Source organism: Hymenobacter psychrophilus, assembly GCF_900107135.1.
GTDB lineage: Bacteria > Bacteroidota > Bacteroidia > Cytophagales > Hymenobacteraceae > Hymenobacter > Hymenobacter psychrophilus.
This window is the reverse complement of sequence record NZ_FNOV01000002.1, coordinates 344,715-368,782: the sequence shown is the minus strand read 5'-3', so window position 1 is coordinate 368,782 and position 24,068 is coordinate 344,715. Positions and strand designations below refer to the sequence as shown.

The following is a 24,068-nucleotide window of genomic DNA, read 5'->3' as shown; positions in this document are numbered from 1 at the left end:
GGTTTCTATTCCACTGCCCGAATGGCTTGCTCCAGCAGCTCATCCCGCTCGGCGGTTCCCTCGCTGGCCGGCCGGTAAAGCGTGGGAACAAAATTTTCCCGCGGCTCGCCATTCACCTGGAACAGCTGCTCTTTCCCCAAATCAATTAGGGCGTCGCAGTGGCTGAGCTTGTCGTTGAACAACGCCCCGAGCAAGTCGGCCAGCTCGGAGCCGGCCGTGGGCACTCCCAACGCCGAAAATCCAACCAGCAACCCCTCGCCCATACTACCCGTCCAGTGGCCCCCGAGCACCAGTACTTTCCCGCCGAAATAGGGTGCCAGCGGCAGCACGTATTCCACAAACTTGCGGGGCACTCCGTAGCGGCGTTCCTCCCCGGGCACTACATGCACTTGATAGGGCTTTTCGGTGCGCACGAAATGGCCCATAATGCTGCGGGCAACGGTGGTGTTGCCGCCGCTGGGCGTATTGCGAAAGTCGAGTACCAGTCCGGCCGACGACTGGGCCGCTGCCAGCGCCTCCCGGAAAGCCGCAATGGTGGCGTTGTTGCCCAGCGAGTTATTGAAACGGATAACGGTTACACGGCCCCGCTGCTCGGTGCTCAGTGCCGAATCCTTCCGCAGGAGCCGGGCTTGCACCTCGGGCGAGAGCAGGGTATAGGTGCGGGACTGGCGGCCATTTTGCAGCGTAAGCTGGCGGGTGTGCTGCCGCCGCCCCGCCAGGGCGATGGTAATTCCGGCATCAATCTGCACGCCGGACAGAGCTGCCAGCGGCCGTCCCATCACGGCCTCTACCGCCGCCTGGGGGGCCAAACCATCGATGCGGACAACCTGGGCGCCGGGGCGAATCTCCTGCCTTTGCGCCTCACTCTCACTCCTGACATCAACCACCGTATACTTTCCGTCCCTGTACTGCGCTACCAGATCCGAATTGGTCGGCACCACGTTGTAGTCCAGCGTATCGAGCGGGCCAACGATAAAATGTGGATCGGCAAAATTGTGGGCAATGAGTTGCAGCACGTCGCGGAAGGCCGCCTTGGTGGTGGCCGCCTGGGCTCTGAGCTTGAAGTCGGTCAGAATAGCCTCACCATCAATCCCGGGGCGCGTAAAATAGGCGTACTGCATGCGCACCAGCTCGGTGAACTCCAGCCAAGCGGCGGCCGAATCGAAGGAGCTACCCGGCGCGGGACTGGCTGCCAAACCGGGCACGGCCGCCGCCGCGGGCACCGACTGGGCCTGCCCGGAATAGGGGGCCAGGCAAACAACCAGTCCAGCGAATAAATTGCCCAAAGAAGCATGCAGAGAATAAGGCATAAAAAGACGAATCAACCGGAGAATGGAGTCGCGAAATAACCCTGCAATATCAGACAATGTAAAGAGCCGCGCGCCTGGGCCGGCCAATGATTGTTTGCGGCCATTGGACGTCCTTGTTACCGGGGCCAACGGGTTTTTGGGCCGGCACTTAGTGGCCGAACTGCACCGCCGGGGCCACGCCGTGCGGGTGCTGGTGCGACCCGGCACCGCGCCGCCCTTCCCCACCGACTGGAATGTGGAATACTGGCCCGGCGACCTCACCCAGCCCGCCACCCTGACCGGCGCGGCCGAGGGCTGCGGGGCTATTATCCATGCCGCCGCGCTGGCCAGCGTGAATCCGGCCCGCAACCCGGCACTTTGGACGGTGAACGTGGAGGGCACCCGCGCCGTGCTGGCCGAGGCCCGCCGGGCCGCCGTGGGGCGGCTGGTGTACGTGGGCACGGCCAACGTCTTCGGCTTCGGAACCCAGCAAAACCCCGGCGACGAAACCCGGCCCTACGCCGGCACCCGCTACGGCCTCGACTACATGGACAGCAAGCGCGCCGCCACCGACCTGGTGCTGGCCGCCGTGGCCGACGAGCAGCTGCCGGCCGTGTTGGTGCATCCCACCTTTATGCTCGGGCCCGAGGACCGGAAACCGACTTCCGGGGCGCTGCTGCTGGAGATTTACCGGGGCAGGGTGCCCGGCTACCCGCCCGGCGGCAAAAACTACGTGCACGTGCGCGACGTGGCCGTGGCCACTGTGAATGCGCTGACTATGGGTAGCGTGGGGGAGTCGTACATTTTGGGCAACGAGAACCTGCGCTACCGCGAGGCCTTCGCCCTGATGGCTGGGTTGCTGAACGTGCCGGCTCCGCGCTGGCCCCTGCCGGCCGGCCTGGCTCAGCTGTATGGCCAACTGTGCAGCCTGCAAGCCCGTCTCACGGGCCAGCCGGGCCGCCTGAACGCCGCCATGACGGCCGTAGCCAACGACGGCCATTATTTCGGGGTCGAGAAAGCGCGCCGCGAACTGGGTCTGCCCCAAACCCCGGTGGCCCAGGCCATTACGGAGGCTTTTGCGTGGTTTAAAGCCCATCGGTACGTTTAACCCGTATCTTTGCACTACGCCTGGCCCCGGCCGTGCTCGAATCCTTGTTAATGGTACTCACTCAAATTTCTGAACCTGTTGCCGCCGCTGCTGCCCCGGTTGCGCGCCGCGCCCTGCCTACGGCCGGCCCCTTGGCCGGGCAGGTAGCTATTGTCACGGGCTCGGAGTCGGGCATTGGGCGCGAAACGGCCCGGGCCTTGTGCGCGGCCGGGGCCGCCGTGGTGCTCAACGGCCGCCGCGCCGACTGCCTCGAAGCCACCCGCCGGCAGCTCGAGGCCGCCGGAGCCACCGTGGCCACCAGCCTGGCCGACATCACCGATTACGCCGCCTGCGAGGCGCTGGTGCAAACGGCCATCCAGGTGTTTGGCCGGCTCGATATCCTGATTGCCAACGCCAGCATCTCGCAGCGCGCCTACTTCCTCGACATGAGCCCCGAGGTGTTTAAGCGGGTGCTTGACAGCAACGTGTACGGGGCCGTGTTTCCGCTCAAGGCCGCCCTGCCGCACCTGCTCAAAAGCCAGGGCAGCGTCACGTTTATTTCCTCGATTTCGGCGCTGAACGGCATGCCCAGCGGCTCGGCCTACTGCGCCGGCAAGGCCGCCCTCACCAATCTGGCCCACACCCTGCGCCTGGAGCTCGACGGGACGGGCGTGCACTTCGGGGTGGTGCACATCGGCTTCACCGAAAACGACGACGACAAGCGCGTGCTCGATGCGGCCGGCCAGCCCGTGCCCATTGCCTACCGCAAGCCCCGTTGGCAGAAAACCCAGGCCGAAGTGGCCGCCATCATCCTGCGCCACATCCGCAAGCGGAAGCAGCGCACCGTTATTTCGGCCCTGGGCTGGCTCATTGCCATCGTCCACGGCAACTTCCCCCGCCTCGGCGACTGGGTGGTGCTGACAACCATGCGCCGGATGCGGAATTTCTACGAGTAACCCGCGCCTACTGGAACCAGCCTTCGGTGCGGAAGGCCGCTGGGCTACGGCCCGTTTTGCGCTTGAACAAGCGGCTGAAATACTGCGGATACTCGAACCCCAACTGGAACGCCGTTTCGCTGATAGTCAGGTTGGTGCTCAGCAGTAAGTGCTTAGCCCGCTCGATGAGGGCGTGGTGGATATGCTGCTGGGCATTCTGGTGGGTGAGCGTCCGGAGCAGGTCGCTGAGGTAGGCGACTGACACGTGCAGCTCGTCGGCGAAATAGCGCACGGTGGGCAGGGGCCGCGCCGCGCCGGGCGTGAAGTAGGCGGCCAGCAGCGCCTCAAACCGCTGCAGCAAGTCGTGGCCGGCGGTGCGGCGGGTTAGAAACTGGCGGTGGTAGAAGCGGTTGGCATAGTGGAGCAGCACTTCCAGCTGGGCCACCAGCACATCCTGGCTGAAGGCATCAATGGGCCGCTCATATTCCTGCCGCAGGCCCAGCAGCAGCGTATCGAGCAGGGCTTCCTCCGACGCCGAGAGGTGCAGGGCTTCGTGCACATCGTAGGCGAAAAACCCGTAGCTGGCTATTTTCCGGGCCAGCGGATGGTGCCGCAGCAGGTCGGGGTGGAACACCAGCATCCAGCCGCTCAACCGGGAGGTGTCGAGCTCCCGGGCCACCCGAAACACCTGCCCCGGGGCCGAAAAACCCATCACGCCCTCCCGAAAATCGTAGGTGTGGTGCCCGTAATAGAGCGGGCCGTTGAGGTTACGCTTCAGAAACACCGTGTACAGTCCCGGCACCACCGGGCCCAGCACCTCCGGGCGGCTGGCGGCCGGGCCAGCGCCGCCGGACGGCTGCAGGTCGATGAGCGTCAGCAGCGGATGGGCCGGGGCGGGCAGCTCGTAAAAGCGGGTGTAGTCGGTTACAGTTTCCAGCACCTGGAACTCCTGGGCGGGCTGCTTCATGGGAATGAGAAAAGAAGGACGGTTGGCTTCAGCCAAAGCTCGGATACGCCGCGCCGGCCACGCTGCCCACCGGCATGATGGCATCGAGTTCGGCCAGCTCGGCTGGGCTGAGGACAATGTCGGCAGCGGCCACGTTGGCGGCCAGATAGGCGCGGCGCTTGGTGCCCGGAATGGTCACCACGCCCTGGGCCAGCACCCAGGCCAGGGCCAGCTGGGCCGACGTAACTCCTTTAGCCTGAGCCAGGGCCTCCAGCTTTGCCACCAGCTCCAGATTCCGAACAAAATTCTCGCCCTGGTAGCGCGGAAACATGCGCCGCGAATCATCGGCCGCGAAGTCGTCGGGGTGCTTGATTTGGCCCGACAAAAACCCCCGGCCCAGTGGCGAGTAGCCCACAAAACCGATGCCCAGCTTCCGGGTCAGGGCCAGCATGCCGTTTTCCTCCACCGTCCGGTCGAAGAGCGAGTATTCGGTTTCCAGGGCCGAAATGGGGTGCACGGCGTGGCCCCGGCGCAGCTCGTCGGCCGATACCTCGCTCAGGCCCAGGTAGCGGACTTTGCCTTCTTCCACCAGCCGGCTCATGGCCCCCACAGTGTCTTCAATGGGCGTGCTGGCATCCACGCGGTGCAGGTAGTAAAGGTCGATGTAGTCGGTGTTCAAGTGCCGCAACGACCGTTCGATGGACTTGCGCACGTATTCCGGCCGGCCGTTGTACTGGTAGTTCCACTGGCCATCGTCGCCGATTTCAAACCCGAACTTGGTGGCAACGGTGAACTGCGTGCGGCGGCCGGCCAGGGCGCGGCCCAGCAGCTGCTCGTTGTGAAAGGGACCGTACACGTCGGCCGTGTCGAGCATGGTGATGCCCAACTCCTGGGCCCGATGGATGGTGGCGAGGCTTTCGGCGTCGTTGGTGGGGCCGTAAATGGTGCCGCCGCTAAAGTCCGACATACCCATGCAGCCCAGCCCTTCGATGGATACTTCCAGGCCCTGGCTGCCCAAGGCTACTTTTTTGAGGTTGCTCATACTGCGTAAGGAGGCAATGGTGAAGAGAAATGATAACGGGCGGCGATGCACTCAGCCACTCGCTATCTACTCCACAAAGGTCTGGCTCCGACTTGGTGCCGGTGTTACACAAACCGCAGTTTCCGCAATACAAAACGCGGCTTTCGCCTGCATCTAAGCCTACTCCCAGCCCTGCACCTCAACCCCGCCAAAAACCGCCTGCTTCAGGCCGGCCGAGAAAAACTCCGGGGCCTCGGGGGCGCTGGCGTGGTTGAGGGTGGTCAGCTGGTCGGGGCTGAATTCAATTTCTAGTGCCGCCAGGTTGTCGGGCACCTGGGCGGGGCGGCTGGCTCCGATGAGCGTGCTCGTGATGCCGGGCCGGGTCAGCGTCCAGGCCAGGGCCACCTGGGCCAGGGGCCGGTCGAGCTGGCCGGCTACTTCGCGCAGGGCCGCCAGAATCTGCCAGTTGCGGGCCGTGAATTTAGTGAACGGGCCCGAGAACGGGTTGGCTCCGCTGAGGCGGCCCTCGCCGCCGGCCGGCTGGGTGCCTTCGGCGCTCTGCTCGTACTTGCCGGCCAGAAAACCGCCCGCCAGCGGGCTCCAGGGCATAATGCCAAGGCCGCAGGCGCGGGCGGCGGGTACGTATTCGGTTTCGAGGGTGCGGGCCACCAGCGAGTATTCGAGCTGCATGGCAATAGGCCCGGGCACGCCGTGGGCGCGGGCCAGCGTGGCGAGCTGGGTGGCGTACCAGGCGGGCATATCCGAGAGGCCGAAGTAGCGTATTTTGCCTGCCCGCACCAAGTCGCCCAGCGTTTGCAGCACCTCGTCGGCCGGCGTCACCTGGTCCCAGACGTGCAGCCAGTACAGGTCGATGTAGTCGGTGCCGAGGCGGCGCAAGGAGCCTTCGAGGGCCCGGTGAATCTGCTTGCGGCCGTTGCCGCCGGCGTTGGGGTTGCCCTGCTGGGCCGAAAAGCCAAACTTGGTGGCCAGCACCAGCTCGTCGCGGCGGTGGCCCTCGGCCACGAACCGGCCCACCAGCTCCTCGCTCGTGCCGCCCGAATAAATATCGGCCGTATCGATAGAGTTTCCCCCGGCCTCGACGTAGGCGTTAAAAATAGCGCGGGCGTCCGGCTCCGCGGCCCCCCAGCGGGAGGTGCCGAAGGTCATGGTGCCCAGCGTAAGCGGACTGATGATAAGGCCGGAGCGGCCTAGGGCGCGGTAGGTGGTAAGGGAAGTCATGAGCGGGGGAGATGGTTGGAAAAATGCAGAACAATCGGGTGGGCCAAATGGATAAATGATGGGTTACCGGCTTTGCCTCTGCCAATCCACTCTAACCGGCGCTACCGTACATTGCGCCTCCCAACGCAATAGTCGGCAATTTGCCGGTTGCAACCCTGCCCAATTTCGCCCGCCCCGTGCTTTCTGCCGCTTCTCGCACTACTACTGCCGTTCTGCTTTTTACCCGCCCGGCAGGCGAGGAGGCCGCGCACAAGTCGTTTGGCGGCGGCCGCGGGACCGATGCCGCAGTGGCCGCGCAGCTCATTGCCCAGGCCACGGCCACGGCCCGGCAAGCGGGCGTCGATTTTCTGTATGCCGGCCCCGAGCTGCAGGTGGGGCGCACATTCGGGCAGCGCCTGAGCTCGGCCCTAGCCTACGGTTTCGGGCAGGGCTACGAGCGGCTGGTAGTTATCGGCAACGACTGCCCCCAACTCACGCCCGCCCGGCTGCGCCAAGCCGTAGCCAGCCTCGAAACGGCCGACGCCGTGCTGGGCCCCGACCCCGATGGAGGCGTGTACCTGCTGGGCGTGAGCCGGCACTTTTTCGCGGCCGATGCCTGGGCCGCGCTGCCCTGGCAGAGCGCCGTGCTGGGCGCGGCCCTGGCCCGCTGCCTGCACCGCGCCGGGGCCACCGTGTGCCGGCTCCGGCCCCTGGCCGGGGTGAACAATGCCCACGATTTGGCCCGGCTGCTGCGCCAGCTGCCCGCCGCCGCCCTGCGCCGCCGCCTCCAGCAGCTGCGGCAACCTGCCCCGCCGGCTGGCCGGGCGCTTCGGCTCCGCCCGCGGGTGGCGGCCGTAGCCGCGCCGCTGCCGTTGCGCGGGCCGCCTGCTTGCTGAAAACTTCGTGCATGGCCTCTGGGTGGGCGGTGGGGTAGCCCGGGGGGGCTGCCGGCCGGCTGGCGGGGGTATTTGGGTTTTTCGTTTTCAGGCTTTCGGCTTTTTTTCAGATGAGTAAATTTTCCTCTCGCGCGGCGTCTACGCTGGGCTTGCTGGTGCTGCCCGTGTCGGCGGCGCTGGCCCAATCCGTTGATTTGGTGGTATCCGTGGTGGACGTGCGCAACCGCCAGCCGGTGGTGGGCCAGGTGGTACACCTCGACAACGCCGCCATCGGCTTCAGTACCCAGCAAACCAGTGACAACCAGGGTAAAGTCCGGTTTCGGGGGCTGAGCACGGCCGGCTCCTACGCCGTGAGCACCGACCTGTCGGACCAGTTTCAGCAGGTGCGCGAGGCCAACATCCTGCTGCGGGCCAACTCCAGCCCGAGCGTGACGCTGGTGCTGCCCCGCGCTAACGGCCAGGCCCTGGGCGAGGTAACGGTGCGGGCCCCCAACGCCACCACCCTCAACACCCAGAACGCCGAGGTGGCCTCCCAGCTCTCGGCCCGGGAACTGCGCCAGGTGCCCATTGAGGCCCGCGACATCACCCGCGCCCTCTACCGCCTGCCCAACGTCACGCAGGCCACCGGCTTCTTCACCGAGGCGCCCAACGTGAGCATCAACGGGGCCAACGGCCTGTACACCAACTACCTGATCGACGGGCTCGACAACAACGAGAACTTTTTGGGCGGCCAGCGCTTCGCCATTCCGACGGGTTTCGTGCAGAACCTGAACGTGCTGACCAACAACTTCTCGACCGAGTACGGCAACTCGGCCAACGGCATTGTCAACGTGACGACCAAGTCGGGCTCCAATGAGCTGACGGGGGAGGCGTTCTACCTCACGCGGCCCGGTCCGGGCATTGATGGCAAATCGGATTTTGCCCAGCGCGACCTTTCCGGCAACCAGGTGAAAAGTGGCTTCCAGCGCCAGCAGTTCGGGTTTGGCGTGGGCGGGGCGCTGGTGAAGGACAAAACGTTCTTCTACCTCAACGCCGAGCAGACCTTCGACCTCAAGGACAACCTGCTGAACTCGCCCGCACTGGGCGTGAACGAAACGGTGCGCGGCCAGAACCGCTTCAGCTACCTGAGCACCCGCCTCGACCAGCGCTGGAACGAGCGGTTCACCTCGTCGTTGCGGGCCAACGTGGGTATTGTGAATATTGAGCGGCAGGGCGGCGGCCTCGATGGGGGCGTGAACTTCAACTCGGCCGGCAACCAGCAGGACCGCAATTCGGTGAGCATTGCCTCGCAGAACGTGTACGTGGGCGAGCGAATCACTTCCGAAACCAGCCTGCAGTACGCGCGCTTCCGTTGGAACTACGCCGCGGCCGACAACCCCAACAGCCCCGACGTGGGCGTGCGCGGCCCCGACGGGCAGACTATTGCCGTGCTCGGCCACCCCGGCTACCTGTTCGATGCGCTGGAAAACACCTGGCAGGGCCAGCAGAAATTCACCTACCTGGCCGGCCGCAACACCTTTAAGGCGGGTTTTGGCCTGATCAGCTCCCAGCACTCGCTGTTTGGCGGCGGCAACCCCAACGGCAGCTACACGGTGCAGCTGAGCGCGGCCCAGCTGGCGGCGCTGCGGGCCCGCAACCTCGGCGGCAACCTGAGCATCAACGATATTCCGGCCGATGTGCAGGTGGTTAACTACGGCGTGGAGCTGCGGCCGGCCTCGTTCGGCACTACGCAGAACCTGTACAACATCTACCTCGAAGACCTGGTGGCCGTAACCGACCGCCTGAACCTGACGCTGGGTTTGCGCTACGATTACGACAACCTCTCGAAGGGCGGCTCCGACAAGGGTGACTTCAACAACATCGCGCCCCGGGCCAGCTTCAACTACCAGCTGACGGAGCGCAGCAGCCTGCGCGGCGGCTACGGCCTGTTCTACGACAAGGTACAGTACGCCATCTACAGCGACGCTTTGCAGCAGAACACCACCTCGGCCGACTACCGCGCCCAGCTAACCGAGCTGGTGCGGGTGGGCGCGCTGCCCGCCGATACTGACCTCGACCGGGTGACATTTGCCGGCAACGCCGGGGCCTCGTTCAACAATACCACCTACCTCAACGGGCCCTCGGCGGCCAGCTTGCAGGGGCAGCGCGAGGCGGCGTTCAGCAACGAGCGGCGCATCCTCAACCCCAACGGCTACCAGAACCCCTACACCCAGCAGAGCACGTTGGGCTACCAGTACCAGGTGAGCGCCAAAACGCTGTTTTACGTGGATGCCGTGTACAACCGCTCGTCGAATTTGCTGCGGCTGGCCAGCCTGAACGGGGCGGCCAACTACCCCGTAACCGACCCCGCCAACGTGGTAGTGCGCACCCCGGCCCAGGCCGATGCCAGCCGCCCGGTCCCGATTCTGAGCGACGCCAACGGCCCCTACGCCCTCATCAACGGCCAGCGGGTGCGCGGCGTGGCCCGCGACATTATCGTGAGCGAAACCGCCGGCCGCTCGCGCTACCTGGCCCTGAACGTGAACCTGAAGAAGGACCTGCTGGCCGACGACCAGTACGGCTACCGCTTCACCTACACGCTGTCCAACCTCAAAAACGACACCGAGGATATCAACTTCCGGGCCCAGAACGCCAACCAGTACGGCTCGGAATACGCCAACTCCATCAACGACCGTACCCACGTGTTCAACGTGCTGGGCTTCTACCAGCCCATCCGCAACTTCAATTTGAACGTGGCAGCGCTGGTGCAGAGCGGCCAGCCCATCAACCGCGTGGCCGGAACCTATCCGCTGCCGGGCGGCGCTCCGGGTAGCGTCACCAACGACCTGAACGGCGACGGCAGCTCGTTCAGCACCGCCTACGTGGGCAACGCCGACCGCCAGCCCGGCGAAAGCCGCAACTCCGACCGCCTGCCCTGGTCGAAAACCATTGACGTGGGCGCCCAGTACAACCTACACTTCGGCGAAAAGCTGAGCCGCCTGGAATTCCGGGCCGATGTGTTCAACGTCTTCAACACCCAGAACCTGAGCGGCTACGCCAACAACGCCACCCAAAGCAACCAGATTCAGGTGGGCCCCGCCGGCTCGGGCATCGTGCGCAAGAACGCCAGCGCCCCCCGCCAGTTCCAGTTCGGTGCCCGGTACGCGTTTTAGAACGTAGCTCCCCTCCTTGGAAAGGAGGGGTTGGGGGTGGTTGATGCTAGCGGCACGTCTTCTAGAACTAGTTTCTAGTTGTCGTTCAGCGGTATTCAACCACCCCCAACCCCTCCTCATCTGAGGAGGGGAGCTAATTTTAATTTTCTGGTTGTAGAATTTCTAGCATGAAAAAAACCTCCTTTCTATTCCTGCCGCTGCTTACCCTGCTGACCGCCTGCGGCGCGGGCGAACAGGCCAAAACGCCCGAGCAGACGCTGGCTCAGACCTGGCCGCAAATTGAGGCTGCGGGTAAGAGCCAGCCGGTGAGCATGCTCATGTGGATGGGCGACCCGCTCATCAATGCCTACATGAGCACCTACGTGAAGCCCGAGGTAAAGCGCCGCTACGGCATCGAGCTGCAGCTAGCCGCCGGCCAGGGCGCCCAGCTGGTGCAGACGCTGGCCGCTGAGCAGCAGGCCGGCCAGCCCAGCGAGGCCGATCTGGTCTGGATAAACGGCGAAACGTTCTACCAGCTCCGGCAGGTAAACGCGTTGCTCGGCCCCTTCGTCGAGAAGCTGCCCAACGCCCGCCTGCTCGACCTGGAAAACCCGTTCATCAATACTGATTTCCAGCAGCCCGTGGCTGGCATGGAGGCCCCCTGGGGCAACGTGCAGTTCAACTTCATCTACGACTCGGCCCGGGTAGCCGCCCCGCCGAAGTCGTTTGCCGAGCTGCCGGCCTTCGTGCGGGCCCACCCCGGCCAGTTCACCATCCCGAACGAGTTCACGGGCATGACCCTGCTTAAATCGTGGATGATGGCGCTGTCGGGCGACCCGAAGCAGTTCCAGGGCAAGTTCGATGAGGCCGTGTATGCCAAGTGGTCGGGCGAGCTGTGGAAGACCATTAACGCCAGCAAGCCCTACTTCTGGAAGCAGGGCAAGACCTTCCCCGAGCAGTTGGCTCCGCTACACCAGCTGTTTGCCAACGGCGAGGTGGCCTTCACCTTCTCGAATAACGATGCGGAGGTAGACAATAAGATCAACCAAAAGGTGTTTCCGGCTACGGCCCGCGCTTACGTGCCCGCGCCCGGCACCATCCAGAACTCGCACTACCTGGGCATCGTGCGCGGGGCCCAACACCCCGAGGCGGCTATGCTGGTCATCAACTTCCTGATTTCGCCCGAGGCCCAGCTCAAAAAGATGGACCCCGACGTGTGGGGCGACCACACGGTACTCAACCTGGCCGCCCTCACCCCGGCGCAGCGCCAGCAGTTTCAGCAGCTGCCCTCGCGCCGCTACGCCCCCAAACGGGAGAACATCCAGGGCCTGGCCCTCATGGAACCCGACCCGGAGTACATGACCCGCCTGTTCAAGGACTTCCGGACGCAGGTAATGGAGAAGTAAGTATTTGTGTGAAGCAACTCGGGTGTGTCGTTCTTCCGTCGCGCCTCACCCCCCGGCCCCCTCTCCAGGGGGAGAGGGGGAGCCTGACGAAATAGATGGTTTCGGTTAGCGAAAAACCGGCCGTTATGTCCATCCTGTTGCAGCGGCCATCGACTCAAATCGTCTGGCACCCCCTCTCCTTTTTCGGAGAGGGGGCCGGGGGGTGAGGCGCGACGCCAGAACGACGTATTATGAAACCCCTCAAACCCATTCTCCCGCTCTACGCCCTGCTCGTCATCGGTCTGCCGCTGGCGGGGCTGGGGTATGCGCTGCTGGGCAGCGTGGGCGTGGTGGGGCCGCTGGCCGAGGGCTTCACGGGGCGCTACTGGCAGGCCCTGGCCCACGATACGGGGCTGCTCTACGCGGCGGCTTACAGCCTGTGGATTGCGGTGGCTTCGGTGGGAGTTTCGGTGGGGCTGGCGCTACTGCTGGTGCTGCGGGCCCAGCCCACGCTGCGGCGCGGGCCGTTGCCGGGGCTGCTCTATGTGCCGCTGGTGATGCCCGCGCTGGTCATGGCTTTCTACCTGTTCCAGCTGCTGAGCCGGGCCGGCTGGCTCTCGCGCCTCAGCTCTCAGCTGGGCCTCACCGGCAGCATTGAGGCGTTTCCAGAGCTGGTGCAGGATGCGACCGGGCTGGGCATCATCGGGGCCCACGTGCTGCTCACGTTTCCGTTCCTGACGCTACTGTTCCAGGCCATATACCAGGAAAGCCGGCTGGCGGAGCTGGGCCAGCTCACGAGTACGCTCGGGGCCAGCGCGGGGCAGTTCCGGCGGCGGGTGGCCGCGCCGGTGCTGCTGCGCCGGGCCGCGCCCACGGTGCTGCTCAGCTTCATTGCCACCCTCGGGGCCTACGACATCCCGCTGCTGCTGGGCCGCCCGTACCCCCAGATGTTGAGCGTGTTCATCGCCACCAAGCTCCAGCGCTTCGACCTGCGCGAGCTGCCCGCCGCCTACCTGGCCGGTTTCCTGGTGGCCGCGGGCCTGCTGGGTTTGATTCTGGTGCTGCTGCGGGTTTTGAAATTAAAAGTGAAAAATTAAAAGTGAAAAATTATCCAGGTCCACCGTTTACGAAACCGCTGTATCGAATTGCATTGCCGGAGCTGACTTTCTAAACAGCTTCGCCTGACCTAACCTCGTCTTCGCTCCTTCAAATTTGAAGTCAGGAAGTAAAAAGAACAGCCATTTTTAACTTTTTACTTTTAATTTTTAATTCAAAAAATGCGCTCCAGACTCCTCATCTTCTTCCTACTGATTCTCTTCGCCCTGCCGTTTGGGCTGCTGGGGTTGCTGGCGGTGGGAGAGGGGTGGCGCTTTCCGGACGCGCTGCCGCCCGCCTACTCGCTGGAGCCCTTGCGGGGGCTGGTGGCGGCGGATAACGATTTGCTGACTGGCCTGGGCCAGAGTCTGCTGCTGGCCGGGGCCGTGGCGGTGCTGGCCACGGCCGGGGGCTTCGTGGTGGCGCGGGCCGTGGCCCGCAGCCGCCGGCCGGGCCGCTGGACGGCCCTGAGCTACCTGCCCTACGCGCTGCCGCCGGTGCTGTTGGCCGTACTTATTCAGCCGTTCATCATCCGGATGCACCTCTCGGGCTCGGTGGGTGGGGTGCTGCTGGGGCTGCTGGTGGTGGCGCTGCCCTTCGCCACGCTGCTGCTGAGCAGCTTCTGGACCCAGCGCGCCACCGAGTACGAGCAGCTGGCCCGCACCCTTGGCTGCACGCCCCGCCAGGCCCTGCGCCGGGTGCTGCTGCCCCTGGCCGCCCCGCTGCTGCGCACCACCCTGGTCCAGACCTTCCTGCTGGGCTGGTTTGACTTCGGCCTGACCAACGTGCTGAGCGTGGGCAAGGTCCGCACCCTAACGGTGCAGGTGTTCACCTACGTGGGCGAGGCCAACGGCCCGCTGGCCGCCGTGGCTTCGCTGCTGCTGCTGCTGCCACCGGCGCTGCTGTTACTGGCCAATAAATCTGCCCTGCTGCGAAAGCCGTAGCTTTAAACAGTTGTCAGTTCGGCCACCTGCTCGCTCAATCACTAACCAACCACTCAACGCTAATAGCTAGGCACTCACAATATAATCGTCTGTGCATTACAACCTGTTACCAAGTCAGTCTCCAGTAACCGTAGTCGTCTGGCTCCCCCTCTCCTTTTTCGGAGAGGGGGCCGGGGGGTGAGGCGAAACGGCAGAACGAAACGCACGCACTGACAACTAGGAACCACTACCCACCAACATGCTACAAGCCCTGCTGATTTCCAACGGCCTCCAGGGGCTGGAGAAGTACTACGTTTCCAATGAGCTGGTGCAGTACACCATCTGCCCCGTTACCCGCGACTTTGCCCCCGACCTCACGCCCTATGACCTGCTGGTAGTGCCCAACGGCTCCGACCACGTGGCAATGCTCAAAATAAAGGAGCAGGTGCGCGCCTTCCTCGCTGCCGGCAAGGCCCTGATGTGCTGCGACGGGTTTTTCACGGCCTGGGTCCCCGGCAACCAGTGGGTAATGGATAACTCCCGCCGCACCCTGGACCTGCGCTACACCCCCGGCCCCGACGCCCACGGCCTGCTCGAAAACCTGGACCTCGACGAGCTCAACTTCTCCCACGGCATGAGCGGCTGGTGGTCCTGCGGCTACATTCAGGCCGCCCCCGGGGCCGAGGTGCTGCTGGCCGACACCTGGCAGCGCCCGATTGTGGTGCTCGATGAGGTGAGCACCCCGGGCCGTATGCTGCTCACAGCCAGCGGCCCGCTGGCCGATGTAACCTACGCCGGTAAATCGGAAACCGCGCTGGTGGTGATGTATCGCAATTTTCTTCGTCTGCTTTCCTCAGAAACCGTTCCCGCTCATGGCTAAGATTGGCTTGATTTTCAACGGCGTGTGGTCGCACTACGCCCTGGCTACGGCCCCCAAGTACCGCGACTTGTACGAGCTGCTCTACGTGCACGAGCTCACGGCCGAAGCCGTGCAGCACCTCGACGCGCTGGCCATCCCGTTCCAGTCGAACCAGCAGGTGCTGACCGAGAAGCAGGCCATTATCTACGACTTCCTGAAGGCCGGCAAGAAGGTGTTTCTGGAGGGCGACTCCTCCACCGCTTGGCTCGATGCCCAGTGGGAAGACCGCCCCGTGAACAACTACTGGTGGGTAGACGACCCCACGAACCCGCCGGTTTCGGAAACCAACTACGACCACCCCGTTTACCAGGGCCTCACTCCCCGCCAGGCCTGCTGGCACACCCACGGCGTGTACACCCGCGTCCCCGAATCGGCCGAAATCATCCAGACCAACGCCACCGGCGACGTTATCACCTGGCAGACCCACGCCTACGGCGGCACCCTGCTGGCCACCACCCTCGACCCGCTGGTGGAGCACGGCGTCCAGCAAATCACCCACCTCGATAACTACGTCGACCGCCTCACGTACTGGCTCAGCGGCGAACAGCCCAGCGCCGCCCGCATGACGATTGACGCGGCTGCGTACGGGGTAGGGGCGGTGGTGTAATGAGTTTGTGAGGGACTCGGGGGCTGAGGAACTGGGTTGCGGTTCTGTCATCCTGAGCTTGCGAAGGACCTTGCCACGTCATAACGATTCGTTCAAACATGATAAGGTCCTTCGCAAGCTCAGGATGACAGGTCCCTAAACCTCTGCCAACCTAATCCCTCAGCCTCCAGTCCCCCATCAACTCAGTCCCCCCGCCCCCCCCAAACCCTCAAACCCACCCCATGCTCACCGTTTCCCACCTCTCCAAACACTTCCACGACCAACCCGTGCTGCGCGACATTTCGCTGCGGCTGGCCGAGGGCGAGGTACTGGCGGTGCTCGGGCGCTCCGGCTGCGGCAAAACCACCCTGCTCAAGATCCTGGCCGGCCTCGAAACGCCCGATACCGGCACGCTCACGCTCCACGGCCAGGATTTGTTGCCCGTGCCGCCCAACGAGCGGCAGATGGTGTACCTGTACCAGGAGCCGCTGCTGTTCCCGCACCTCACGGTGTTCGAGAACGTGGCCTTCGGGCTGCGGATTCGCAAGGTGAAGGAGGCGGAAATCAAGCGGCAGGTAACGGAGTTGCTGGCCGAGCTGGAGCTGAGCGAGCATGCCCAGAAGGCACCCCACCAGCTCTCGGGCGGGCAGCGGCAACGGGTGTCGTTCGGGCGGGCGCTCATCATCCGGCCGCGCCTGCTGCTCCTCGACGAGCCCTTCGGCAACCTCGACGCCCAGACCCGCGCCGCCATGCAGGAGCTCTTCGGCTGTGTCAGCCGCCAGCACGGCATCACCTCCATCTTCGTCACCCACGACAGCCGCGAGGCCCTCACCGTGGGCTCCCGCCTCGGCTACCTGGAGCGGGGCGTGCTCACCAGCTTCGCCACGGTGGCCGAGTTTATCCAGGACCCGCGCACCAATATTGCCGCCGAGCTGTCTTTCTGGGAGAATATCCAGCGCACGGCTAACCTATCGGTTGCCGAATGAACAATAGAATGACCGTTAACTCAAGTTGCGCACTGACTAGAGTTAGAATCTAGTTCCCCTCCTTGGAAAGGAGGGGTTAGGGGTGGTGGAAGCTAGCAGAACGGTTATTAAGGGCGACCTAGCAGCTGTTCTTCCATCATCAACCACCCCTAACCCCTCCTTTCCAAGGAGGGGAACTAGCTATAGCTTCTAAGTTTTAGACAGCAACCCGCATCCCCTAAAATCACCGAATGAAGACCGATTTCACGCACTGCGAATCCATTTACTGGGTATTTACCCAGGTCTGCAACGACAAGTGCGACCATTGCTACAACAGCTCCGGGCCCCAGGGCACACGCATCAGTGTCCAGGATTGCTTCCGAATTATTGACAACCTGCCCGAGCGGGTGGACCGCCTGATTCTGTCGGGCGGCGAGCCGCTGGCCGATAAGGTCAAGCTCTACTCCATTCTGGAGGCCTTGCAGCGCAAGTACCAGGGCCGCACCCAGATTATGCTGCAAACCAACGGCGACTTGCTCACCGAGAAAATCCTGGATCTGCTCATCGAAAAGGGCGTTACCCGCTTCGATATTGCCAGCATCGACCGCTACCACAAGGCTGCTGGGGCCCGGCTGATGACGCTGGCCGACCTGTTCGAAAGCCGCGGCGTAAACGGTGACGACCACGACCCGCTCATCGACAAGGAGCACCTGACCACCATCGAGGAGCACCGCCTGAGCTGGGGCTACTGGGGCGCCAGCGAGGATATGTGGCTGGGCGGCAACTGGGCCCGCGGCCGGGCCCTGGAAAAAGACATCTGGCTCAAGGACCCCAGCCATAACTTCTGCGCCATTCTCTCGGGCGCGAAGGGCTTTTTGGGCGGCACCGAGCTGCCCCAGGAAATCAGCATCCAGCTCTGGAAAATCAACCCCTGCTGCCCCGGCACCAAGTTCCCCCTCGGCGACGCCCGCAAGGAAAAGGTGGCCGATGTGCTGCTACGGGCCTCCAAATCGGAAATCATGCAGCGCCTCAACGCGGGCGAGCCCTGGAAAATGGGCGAATCCATCGGCGTCTCGGAAGCCCACGCCCTGGCCCGTACCGAGGACCTTCAGAATGTATGCAAGTGGTGCGACGAGTTCTTTGAGCAGCACTTCGAAGGCCCGCTGGTAGCCTCAGAAGAGCCGAAGGTGTTGGCGTAAATTAGTGAAAAACAGGACGTAGAAACCGCCTGTCATCCTGACGAAGGAAGGACCTTATTACGCTTGCACGAACGTTGAAACGACGTGCTGCAACGTTATAAGGTCCTTCCTTCGTCAGGATGACAGGCGGTTTCTAATTCAACCAATAAATGTCTAGTACATCAAATCCGCCCCCGCGACGTGGTACGTCGGGTCTTCCAGGATATTCACGTCGATGAGGGAGTCGGCGCGCTGGAGCAGGTGGCGGCAGTCGGGGCTGAGGTGGCGCAGGTGCACGGTTTTACCCAGGCGATGGTAGCGCTCGGTGAGCTTGTTGAGGGCTTCGATGGCCGACATATCGGTCACCCGGCTTTCGGCGAAGTCGATGATGACTTCGGTAGGGTCGTCGGCTACGTCGAACTTCTCCGCGAAGGCCTGCACCGAGCCGAAGAACAGCGGCCCGAAGATTTCGTAGTGCTTCACGCCGGCCTCGTCGAGGTGCTTGCGGGCCCGGATGCGGCGAGCATTCTCCCAGGCGAATACCAGCGCCGCAATAACTACCCCGATGAGCACGGCCAGGGCCAGGTTGTGGAGCACGACCGTAATCAAAGTCACCAGAATCATTACCACGAGGTCGGAAACCGGCATTTTGCCGAACGTTTTGAGCGAAGCCCACTCGAAAGTGCCCACCGACACCATAATCATGAGGCCGGTGAGGGCCGCCATCGGCACCTGCTCAATCAGCGAAGCGCCGAACATGATGAACACCAGCAGCATAATGGAGGCCACTATGCCCGAAAGGCGGGCCCGGGCCCCGGAGGAGATGTTGATGAGGCTCTGGCCGATCATGGCGCAGCCACCCATGCCCGAAAACAGGCCCGAGAGGATGTTGGCCGTACCCTGGGCCACACACTCCTTGTTGCTGCGGCCCCGGGTTTCGGTGATTTCGTCGATCAGGTTCAGCGTGAGCAGGCTCTCAATCAGACCCACCCCGGCCACGATGGCGGCGTAGGGGAAAATCAGGCCCAGGGTGCCCAGCGTGAACGGCACGCTCGGGATGTGGAAGGGAGGGAAGCCGCCCTGAATCGAGGCAATGTCGCCCACCGTTTTGGTGTTGATGCCGAAGCCGATAACCAGCGCCGAAACCACCAGAATGGCCGTCAGTGAGGCCGGCACCACCTTCGTCAGGCGCGGCAGCAGCACGATGATGGCAATGGTGAGGCCCACGAGGCCCGCCATCGTCAGCAGCGCAGTTCCCGTCAGCCAGTGCAACGTCCCATCGGCCCCCACGGCCTGGAACTGGACCAGCTGCGACAGGAAGATAATGATGGCCAGGCCATTAACGAAGCCGAACATCACGGAGTGGGGCACCAGCCGGATGAACTTGCCCAGGCGCAGCACGCCCGCCAGCACCTGTAGCAGGCCCGCCAAAATCACGGTAGCGAAGATGTACTCGACCCCGTGCGTTTTGGCCAGCGCCACCAGCACCACGGCCACGGCCCCGGTCGCCCCGGAAATCATGCCCGGCCGGCCGCCGAGCACCGAAGTTACGAGGCCCATCATGAAGGCCGCGTATAGGCCCACCAGCGGGGGCACGCCGGCAATGATGGAAAAGGCCACGGCCTCCGGAATCAGGGCCAAAGCTACCGTTAGGCCCGAAAGGATTTCGTTCTTGTAATTGACTTTATACTGCGTGAAGTAGTGCAGGACTTGTTGCATAAATGCGGTTGAAAAAGGCCAAAGAAAAGCCGCCAGCCCCTGGAATCAGGAGCGGCGGCGGACAAGCTAAGGACCCGGCCTCAGGGTGGGGTCAGCTGAAAGATGGGGAAACCGAAAAAGAGCATAAGCGCCCGCAAAGGTACGGATTCAGTTATTGGGTAGCAGTTGTTGGTTGTCAGTTGTTAGTAGAACGTCATTCCGAGCGGAGCCGAGGAATCTCGCGTGCAATGGTAATCCTGACGTATGATTACTAGCACAATGTCAGCACGCGAGATTCCTCGGCTCCGCTCGGAATGACGTTCTTTGTTTACTTCCCGTATCTGACAACCAGCAACTGACAAATGATGAACCTATTTCCTACCTCTCACCCGCTGCTCAAGCGCTTCGATAAATACGCCACGCCCATTCTGGCCGTGGTGGGCCTGGGGTTGCTGCTGCTTGAAACCCGCCGGCCGTTGCGCCAGCGCACCCGGCCCCGCACCGAGCGGTGGGTACGCAACGCGGTGCTGGCGGCTCCTTCCATGCCCGCCATGCGCCTGACGCTGCTGCCCGCCATGGTAGGCCTGGGCAACCTGATGGCCCCGTACCGCACGCCCCTCTCGCGCCTGCCCGAGCCGGCCCGCATGCTGGCCGAAGTGCTGCTGCTCGACTACCTGGGCTACTCCTGGCACCGGCTGCTGCACTCGCCGCTGCTCTGGCGTTTCCACCGCGTCCACCACTCCGACCTCGATATGGACCTGACCACCGGCTGGCGCTTCCATTTCGGCGAGATGCTGGCCAGCATTCCGTATCGGGCCGGTATTGCGGCCCTAATGGGCGTGCGCGGCTCCACGGCCCTGGGCTTCGAGGTGGTGTTTGAAGCCTGCACCGCCTTCCACCACACCAACCTGGAGCTGCCCTTCAAAGTAGAGCGCCGCCTGGCCCCGTTCATGGTTACGCCCCGGGCCCACGGCATTCACCACTCCATGGTCGACCGCGAAACGCAGAGCAACTTCGGCGTCGTGCTTACGCTCTGGGACCGGCTCCACCGCACCCTGCGCCTCAACGTGCCCCAGCAGGACCTCACCATCGGGGTGCCCGCCTACGCCGACCCGGCCGGCCAAACCGTGGCCCGCCTGCTGGCCCTGCCCCTGGAACCCCAGGATACCTGGGCGTTGCCCAACGGCGAGGTGCCCGAACACCCCGAGTACGCCAAGCCGATGACGGAGCTGGCGGAGTAAGCGGGAGAAAACGTTTGCAAGGAAAAACCCTGTCATCCTGAGCGGAGCGAAGGACCTTATCACGTAAGCACAGGTCGTTGTTACGTGGTAAGGTCCTTCGCTCCGCTCAGGATGACAGGGTTTTTTGCTGGTAACTCATCACTGGCAACCCATAACCCGGTATCTTTGCCAGCTTAACAGGGCCTGATTTCTGGTTTCCTGAACCGGCGGCCTTTGGCCGGCCCGATTCTATTTATGACGCACGAACAACTGCGGCTGGCCGATGCCAATGCCCTGACCACTCCCTGGAAGAAATTCGGCCCCTACCTCACTGAGCGACAGTGGGGCACAGTCCGCGAAGACTATAGCCCCGACGGACAGGCCTGGAGCTTCCTGCCTCACGACGAGGCCCGCAGTACCGCCTACCGTTGGGGCGAGGATGGCATTGGTGGCATCAGCGACGATGAGCAGCGCCTGTGCCTGGCCGTGGGCCTCTGGAACGGGCAGGACGAACTGCTTAAGGAGCGCCTCTTTGGCCTGACCAACCCCGAAGGCAACCACGGTGAGGACGTGAAGGAGCTGTACTACTACCTCGACAGCACCCCCACGCACTCCTACATGCGGATGCTTTACAAGTATCCGCAGGCCGAATTTCCGTACGAGCAGCTCCGGCGCGAAAGTGCCGCCCGCACCCGCCAGGAGCCCGAATTCGAGCTGCTCGATACCGGCGTGTTCGACCAGCAGCGCTACTTTGATGTGTTCATCGAGTACGCAAAAGCCGGCCCCGATGACATGCTGCTGCGCATTAGGGCCCACAACCGCGGGCCCGAAGCGGCGCCGCTGCATGTGCTGCCCCAGCTGTGGTTCCGCAACACCTGGAGTTGGGGCTACCCCGGTCAGGAGGTTCGGCCGGTGCTGGCCGCCCATGCTCCCGGCACGGCCCTGGCCGCCCATCCTGCGCTGGGCCAGTACTACTGCTACTGCGACCAGCCGGCGGCCGAGCTGCTGTTCTGCGACAACGACACCAATGCCTACCGCACCGGGAGCATGGCCGACTACCATAACCCCGGCCGCTACTTCAAGGATGGCATCAACGACTACGTGGTGGAGGGCGACCCAACGGCCGTAAATCCGGCTCGCCGGGGTACCAAAATGGCCGCTCACTACCAGTTCGAGGTGCCGGCCGGCGAGTCGGTTACCGTACAGGTGCGCCTGACCCAGGCCGCGCTGGAAATGCCCTTCGCCGATTTTGGGGCCGTGTTCGAAGCCCGTCAGCGCGAGGCCGACGAGTTTTACGAGGGCATTCAGCAGGATTTGCCTGCCGATGCTACCGACGCCCGCAACGTGCAGCGTCAGGCTTTCGCGGGCATGCTCTGGAGCAAGCAGTTCTACTACTACGATGTGGCCCAATGGCTCGACGGCGACCCGGCCCTGCCACGGGTGCCCGCCACCCGCCGCCGCAAGGGCCGCAACCACAACTGGCGTCACCTGCGCAACCACGACATCATTTCGATGCCTGATACTTGGGAATACCCCTGGTACGCGGCCTGGGACCTGGCTTTTCACTGCATTCCGCTGGCCATGGTGGATGCCGAATTCGCCAAAAACCAGCTCCGGCTGCTGTGCCGCGACTGGTACATGCACCCCAACGGCCAGCTGCCGGCCTACGAGTGGCACCTGTCCGATGTGAACCCGCCGGTGCATGCCTGGGCCACTTGGCGGGTGTACCAGATGGACAAGAAGCGCAATGGCCACGGCGACCCGGCTTTCCTCGAAGCCGTGTTCCACAAGCTGGTGCTCAACTTTACCTGGTGGGTAAACCGCAAGGACAAAAGCGAGCGAAACGTGTTTGAGGGCGGTTTTCTGGGTCTCGACAACATCGGCGTATTCGACCGCTCGGCCCCGCTGCCCACCGGCGGCCACATCGAGCAGTCGGACGGCACGAGCTGGATGGCCATGTTTGCCCTCAACCTGATGCGCATTGCCATGGAGCTGGCCCGCACCAACTCGGTGTACCAGGAAATGGCCGGCAAATTCTTCGAGCACTTCCTCTACATCGCCGATGCCATGACGCGCGGCGGCGACGGCCAGTTCAACCTCTGGGACGAGGACGACCAGTTCTACTACGACGTGCTGCACACCCCCGACGGTGCCCGCACCATGCTCAAAGTGCGCTCTATCGTAGGATTGATTCCGTTGTTTGCCGTGGAAGTGATTGACGAGGAGCTACTCAGCGAGCTGCCCGACTTCACGGAGCGGGCCCGCTGGCTGCTCGAAAACCGCCCGCACCTGGCCCAGCTCGTGTCGCGCTGGCGCGAGAAGGGAACCGACGGCGACGGTAAAGGTGCCCGCCACCTGCTAAGCCTGCTGCGCCGCTCGCGCCTGCGGGCCCTGCTGCACCGCATGCTCGACGAAACCGAGTTCCTCTCCGACTACGGCATTCGCTCCCTGTCGCGCGACCACCTGGCCAACCCCTACGTGTACCACACCCCCGAAACCGACTTCACGGTGCAGTATGTGCCCGGCGAAGCCGAAAGCAGCATGTTCGGGGGCAACAGCAACTGGCGCGGACCCATCTGGTTTCCCATCAACTACCTCATCATTGAGTCGTTGCAGCGCTTTTACGCTTACTACGGCGACGCTTTCCAGGTGGAATACCCGACCGGATCGGGCAACATGCACACGCTCCAACAAATTGCCGAGGCTCTTTCGGAGCGCCTAACGCGACTTTTCCTGAAGGACGCCAACGGCCTGCGCCCGGCCTTCAATGGCGACGAGCTAATGCAGACCGACCCGCACTTCCGCGACCACCTGCTCTTCCACGAGTACTTCCACGGCGACACCGGCCGCGGCCTCGGCGCCAGCCACCAAACCGGCTGGACCGGCCTCGTGGTACGGCTTTTGGGCGGGAAGAAGTCGAAATAGAATGTAGATCAAGGAGAAAAAGCCAAAAGTAAAAGCCGTTGAACATCACCCCTTGGTTTGTTCAACGGCTTTTACTTTTGGCTTTTTCTCCTTGATTTGAAATTTACATCTTGCTTTTTATTAGCTTAATAACCTGTTCGTTCTCGCCTTCTTTGGCGGCGGCCAGTACGTCTTTGCCTTCCTTGTCCTTGGCCTTGGGGTTGGCACCGTTAGCCAGCAGAAACTCTACCACATCGAGGCTGCCGTTGGCGGCAGCGGCCATGAGCGGGGTCATCTGGAAGGAATCGGTTTTATCTATCTGCGCCTTATTTTGGAGCAGGGCTTTTACCACGGCCAAGTGGCCATTGCCGGCGGCAATAACCAGGAAGGTGGTCGGGAAGCCGGGCATCATTTCGACCGGCGCGTTGGCGTCGGCGCCGGCCGCGAGTAGCGCCTCCACATCGGCAGGATTATTTTTGACTACTGCCGAATACACTTTCTGGGTAGGCGTCGTCTGGGCCACGGCTACGGTGGCGCCGGTCAGAAATAGCGCAAAAACAAGAAGAAGTTTTTTCATTCCGGAAAGCAGGCGTGAAATATAGGGAAAACGGTCGGAAGATACGATTTCGGAGGAAAATCTGCTGTCAGGCATTTCGTTTAAGAACTTTCCGA

The 24,068-nt window shown here is 63.3% G+C and carries 19 protein-coding genes; 13 read left to right on the top strand and 6 right to left on the bottom strand.

Annotation, left to right across the window (positions count from 1 at the left end; translation table 11 throughout):
- Positions 1–5: 5 nt before the first annotated feature.
- A complete protein-coding gene (locus BLW21_RS04020; protein WP_139255073.1) occupies positions 6–1,310 on the bottom strand; it encodes a S41 family peptidase in 1,305 nt (434 codons plus the stop codon).
- 103 nt (positions 1,311–1,413) lie between these two features.
- On the opposite strand from BLW21_RS04020, the gene BLW21_RS04015 reads away from it, so the two are divergent.
- Positions 1,414–2,397, top strand: a complete 984-nt coding sequence (locus BLW21_RS04015) for an NAD-dependent epimerase/dehydratase family protein (RefSeq protein ID WP_245711803.1) — start codon at positions 1,414–1,416, stop codon at positions 2,395–2,397.
- Positions 2,398–2,447: 50 nt separating this feature from the next.
- Positions 2,448–3,332, top strand: coding sequence for an SDR family oxidoreductase (locus tag BLW21_RS04010; protein ID WP_092738158.1), 885 nt, complete (start codon positions 2,448–2,450; stop codon positions 3,330–3,332).
- Between the two features lie 7 nt (positions 3,333–3,339).
- Here the strand turns inward: BLW21_RS04010 and BLW21_RS04005 are convergent, their stop codons facing one another.
- From BLW21_RS04005 to BLW21_RS03995, 3 genes are all read right to left on the bottom strand, one after another.
- On the bottom strand, positions 3,340–4,278 hold the full coding sequence (locus BLW21_RS04005; RefSeq protein WP_245711802.1) for a helix-turn-helix domain-containing protein: 939 nt from the start codon (positions 4,276–4,278) through the stop codon (positions 3,340–3,342).
- 28 nt (positions 4,279–4,306) lie between these two features.
- Complete coding sequence (locus BLW21_RS04000; protein ID WP_092738156.1) at positions 4,307–5,299, bottom strand: aldo/keto reductase; 993 nt, start codon at positions 5,297–5,299, stop codon at positions 4,307–4,309.
- A 159-nt stretch (positions 5,300–5,458) separates the two neighbouring features.
- Positions 5,459–6,517: an aldo/keto reductase gene (locus tag BLW21_RS03995; RefSeq protein ID WP_092738155.1), complete on the bottom strand. Its 1,059-nt coding sequence runs from the start codon at positions 6,515–6,517 to the stop codon at positions 5,459–5,461.
- 140 nt (positions 6,518–6,657) lie between these two features.
- On the opposite strand from BLW21_RS03995, the gene BLW21_RS03990 reads away from it, so the two are divergent.
- From BLW21_RS03990 to BLW21_RS03950, 9 genes are all read left to right on the top strand, one after another.
- Entirely contained in the window at positions 6,658–7,392 is a 735-nt protein-coding gene (locus tag BLW21_RS03990) for a TIGR04282 family arsenosugar biosynthesis glycosyltransferase (RefSeq protein WP_175470851.1), read from the top strand.
- 110 nt (positions 7,393–7,502) lie between these two features.
- Entirely contained in the window at positions 7,503–10,544 is a 3,042-nt protein-coding gene (locus BLW21_RS03985) for a TonB-dependent receptor plug domain-containing protein (RefSeq protein WP_092738153.1), read from the top strand.
- 167 nt (positions 10,545–10,711) lie between these two features.
- Positions 10,712–11,929, top strand: coding sequence for an ABC transporter substrate-binding protein (locus tag BLW21_RS03980; RefSeq protein ID WP_092738152.1), 1,218 nt, complete (start codon positions 10,712–10,714; stop codon positions 11,927–11,929).
- Positions 11,930–12,159: 230 nt separating this feature from the next.
- The gene (locus BLW21_RS03975; protein WP_092738150.1) at positions 12,160–13,005 is read left to right on the top strand and encodes an ABC transporter permease subunit; all 846 of its coding nucleotides are present in this window, start codon (positions 12,160–12,162) and stop codon (positions 13,003–13,005) included.
- A 180-nt stretch (positions 13,006–13,185) separates the two neighbouring features.
- Positions 13,186–13,947, top strand: a complete 762-nt coding sequence (locus tag BLW21_RS03970) for an ABC transporter permease (RefSeq protein ID WP_092738148.1) — start codon at positions 13,186–13,188, stop codon at positions 13,945–13,947.
- Between the two features lie 238 nt (positions 13,948–14,185).
- Positions 14,186–14,806, top strand: coding sequence for a hypothetical protein (locus tag BLW21_RS03965; RefSeq protein ID WP_092738146.1), 621 nt, complete (start codon positions 14,186–14,188; stop codon positions 14,804–14,806).
- A complete protein-coding gene (locus BLW21_RS03960) occupies positions 14,799–15,452 on the top strand; it encodes a hypothetical protein (RefSeq protein WP_092738144.1) in 654 nt (217 codons plus the stop codon). The genes BLW21_RS03965 and BLW21_RS03960 overlap by 8 nt, the downstream gene beginning before the upstream one ends.
- 221 nt (positions 15,453–15,673) lie before the next feature.
- Entirely contained in the window at positions 15,674–16,417 is a 744-nt protein-coding gene (locus BLW21_RS03955) for an ABC transporter ATP-binding protein (RefSeq protein WP_092738142.1), read from the top strand.
- 230 nt (positions 16,418–16,647) lie between these two features.
- The gene (locus tag BLW21_RS03950; RefSeq protein WP_092738140.1) at positions 16,648–17,595 is read left to right on the top strand and encodes a radical SAM protein; all 948 of its coding nucleotides are present in this window, start codon (positions 16,648–16,650) and stop codon (positions 17,593–17,595) included.
- A gap of 153 nt (positions 17,596–17,748) precedes the next feature.
- Here the strand turns inward: BLW21_RS03950 and BLW21_RS03945 are convergent, their stop codons facing one another.
- Positions 17,749–19,293: a SulP family inorganic anion transporter gene (locus BLW21_RS03945; protein ID WP_092738138.1), complete on the bottom strand. Its 1,545-nt coding sequence runs from the start codon at positions 19,291–19,293 to the stop codon at positions 17,749–17,751.
- A gap of 341 nt (positions 19,294–19,634) precedes the next feature.
- Here BLW21_RS03945 and BLW21_RS03940 point away from each other — a divergent pair, with 341 nt between their 5' ends.
- Together BLW21_RS03940 and BLW21_RS03935 are read left to right on the top strand one after the other, a co-directional pair.
- Entirely contained in the window at positions 19,635–20,513 is an 879-nt protein-coding gene (locus BLW21_RS03940) for a sterol desaturase family protein (protein WP_092738136.1), read from the top strand.
- A gap of 234 nt (positions 20,514–20,747) precedes the next feature.
- Positions 20,748–23,417 (top strand): MGH1-like glycoside hydrolase domain-containing protein, encoded by a 2,670-nt coding sequence (locus BLW21_RS03935; protein WP_092738330.1) that lies wholly within the window; start codon positions 20,748–20,750, stop codon positions 23,415–23,417.
- Positions 23,418–23,520: 103 nt separating this feature from the next.
- On the opposite strand, the gene BLW21_RS03930 is transcribed toward BLW21_RS03935, so the two are convergent.
- Positions 23,521–23,973: an ankyrin repeat domain-containing protein gene (locus BLW21_RS03930; protein ID WP_175470850.1), complete on the bottom strand. Its 453-nt coding sequence runs from the start codon at positions 23,971–23,973 to the stop codon at positions 23,521–23,523.
- Between the last annotated feature and the right edge of the window lie 95 nt (positions 23,974–24,068).